We start from the raw sequence: 3167 nt of genomic DNA, 5'->3' as shown, positions 1-3167 counted from the left end.
CATTATCAGAATATAATAATGTGTTTTTTATTAGTACAACTAAACTCTATTTAAGAGATAAATTTAAAGAATAGGTTTGTACATTAATTTTTGTTCCTGTGTTTACTCTTTTTAGATAAATTTCAACGGATTCGTTTTCTGCTAATACTATTGTTCCAGAAATTGGAAAAGCTTGAACAAATCCACTGTTTGTATCTATAAAAGTTTCACTTTCTGGCAAAGCAGTTATTGTTGTTCCATCTGCTCCAACTTTAACAAAGTAAAACACATAAGTTGCATTGGTACCAGCAGTAGATTCTACAAAAGATACTGAAGCAGAAGCTTGAAATGCTCGTGGCTTTCTTCCTTTATAAGTTAACCTTCCTGTAGCAGCTGTAAATCTAAATAAGTTTGACGAATTCGTTGATGTTGTTGCTACTTTATAGCCAACATTTTGGGTTGTAGCCGTAGTTGTAGTTGTCGTTGTACTACTAGCTTTAAACAATCCTCCTGTAGCCGCCGCATCAACTTCTGTAGGAATTCCGGCACAACGAACATTCCATCTATTATTAAAATTATAACCTGTATAAATTGCTGGTGAATATCCTTTTACGTATAAACCACTGCTCACGGTTCCTGTAAAAACCACAGCTTCCATCACGGCATCACCAGTAATTGTTGGACTATCAGATACATCTACGCCAAATGCAGTTCCATTAACTTCACAAAACCCTCCTTGTTTTTGGATTAATGAAAAACTACCTGTAAACTTCTCAAATGTACCTGTATTGTTTCCAAACCATCCAGTATTACTTAACAATAATCTTGTGATGTCTTTATAAGTTACTCCTGTTGTGTTACTTACATATTGTACTACTGACAAAAATACAAGTCCAAAACCTTCAATCTTGCCTACGTTAGAACAACCAGCAACGACAGAATCTCTAAATATAAGCGTTTGTGTATTAGCACCAGTCAAATCAAAAACTAAGTTTGCTACTCCGCCTGTAACACTTATAGTAACGTTTCTAATTGAACCACCATTTGCCCCAACAAACAAACTACCATTGCTTTTTATTAGTTTATCCTCATTCGTATCTAAACCAGAGATATAAGAATTATTCAAATCTATTGGTAAATCAAAATTTATAGATCCATTTATTTCGTATATTATCGCAGGATTTAAAACATATTTAGTTCCGCCACCAGCAGCAAGTTCTGCGGCAAGAACTGTTGCTAAAACATCTGCAGCTTTAATACGTTTAAGATTTAGCCTACCATTAACTTCACTATCAATGCTTACCCACTTACTTAAGGTAGTATTGTAATGATAGAATGATTTTAAAGTTAAATCATAAACAATTAAACCATCGGCTGGAGATGCAATTGCATTCCGCTGTGTAGTGGTCATTCTAGGAGTTAAAAATCCTGTAGTTGTTGAACTTACATCCAACATCGAACTTGCATCAGGAGTAGCGGTTCCGATTCCAACTTGTGCTTGAGAATTAAAGACACATAATAGCAGTAACGTTGTCCATAAAGACAACCCAGAAGTAATTTTTTTCATAATAAATAAATTTGCTTGTGGGGTTTGGGCAACTATTTAAACAAATTTAATTTTATTATTTCATTAAAAAAAAATTTAATTAGCTAAAAAGCACAAATAATCGATGAAATGCATAATTTAATACTATTAATAAGAATATAGTTATAAAAATGTCATATTATTTTTCTTATGAAAACAATATTAGATTCCTAAAAACAAAAAAATTTAGGTTGTAAGAGGACCTTTTTTAAGTTCTATAACGGTAATTTCTGGCATAATACCAACTCTTCCTGGAAACGCATGAAATCCGAAACCTCTATTTACGTAGATGTATTTTCCAACGCTTTCATATAATCCTGCCCATTGTTTGTAAACATATTCTACTGGACTCCATTTAATAATTCCGGGAATTTCTATTCCAAATTGAAAACCGTGTGTATGTCCGGAAAGTGTTAAGTGAAAGTTTTTAGGATGATCTTTTACCTCAGCATCCCAATGACTTGGATCGTGACTCATCAAGATTTTGAAATCTTCTTTATTCAAATTTGCAGCAGCTTTATTTAAATCGCCGACTTTCTTGAATTTCACACCCCAATTTTCTACACCAACAATAGCAATCTCGTCGTTACCTTTTTTGATTTTTGTGTTTTCATTCAACATCAATTTGAAATCAATTTGACGGTGTAAATCTTTTATGTCTGCGAAGTTTTTATTTTTTGCTGCTTCCGATTTCCAATCTACATATTCACCGTAATCATGATTTCCTAAAACAGAAAATTTACCAAATTCATGGTTTTTAATATTTTTGAAGGTATCAATCCAAGGATGCATTTCGGTAGCATGAGTATTTACAATATCTCCTGTAAACAACAACAAATCAGATTCTTGTTCGTTAATTAAATCAACTGCATAACTAATTTTTTCAGGATTATCAAAACTACCACTATGAATATCAGATATTTGAGTTATTTTAAAACCATCAAAAGCATCGGGTAAATCTGGAAAAAATAAGGTTTGTCTTAAAACTTTATAATTGTATTTTCCAACAGTCATTCCGTATATCATTGAAAGAAAAGGAACAGCTGCAATTCCAAGTGCAACTTGACTTACAAACTTTCTTCTTTCGGGAAGAAAAGTATCAGTATCATACTTTGCAAAATAATTCTTAGTTCCAACCATCAATCGAAGAATGTCTTCAAGAAGCATTAACATCGTTATCAGCAATTTAGGAACCAATACCAATAGTAAAACGCCAATGGTCATCATAAACATCTGGGTTTGACCAACGCCTCTATCAAATTTTGAAAAGCCATAAAAAATAAATACAACTGCTATAAATGAAATTACAATGTACAAAAGTTGCACCCATCGTACTTTAGTAAATGTTTTCACCGCTTGAAAAGCATAAACCTCTATGATTGCAATTATTATGAGTAGGATAATCCAGCGAAAGGCCATTTTTTGAAAATTTTTAACAAATTAACGAAGAAAGTAAAAGCAAAATCAATTCATTATAAAAATTTTAACTACAGTTTAGATTATGTAATTAATTGTGAATTTCATGAAAAATAAGTAGTGTTTCGTAAAAGTTGAAAATCAAATTAAAAAAGTTATAACATTTTTGCATCATAACTTTAAAATG

Annotated in this window: 2 protein-coding genes; both read right to left on the bottom strand. The window is 31.8% G+C overall.

Translation table 11 applies throughout. The features are described 5' to 3' along the window. Positions 1–46: 46 nt before the first annotated feature. Complete coding sequence (locus DIU01_RS12100) at positions 47–1546, bottom strand: hypothetical protein (protein WP_290834811.1); 1500 nt, start codon at positions 1544–1546, stop codon at positions 47–49. 204 nt (positions 1547–1750) lie between these two features. Then, the gene (locus DIU01_RS12095; protein WP_290834809.1) at positions 1751–2983 is read right to left on the bottom strand and encodes a metallophosphoesterase; all 1233 of its coding nucleotides are present in this window, start codon (positions 2981–2983) and stop codon (positions 1751–1753) included. Positions 2984–3167 lie beyond the last annotated feature (184 nt).

This window comes from Flavobacterium sp. (assembly GCF_003525665.1).
GTDB lineage: Bacteria > Bacteroidota > Bacteroidia > Flavobacteriales > Flavobacteriaceae > Flavobacterium.
This window is presented reverse-complemented; position numbering and strand designations above follow the sequence as displayed.

Bases quoted from the DNA above. Each gene is read 5' to 3' on its own strand.
- DIU01_RS12095 (WP_290834809.1), bottom strand. From the start codon at position 2,983: ATGGCCTTTCGCTGGATTATCCTACTCATAATAATTGCAATCATAGAG.
- DIU01_RS12100 (WP_290834811.1), bottom strand. From the start codon at position 1,546: ATGAAAAAAATTACTTCTGGGTTGTCTTTATGGACAACGTTACTGCTA.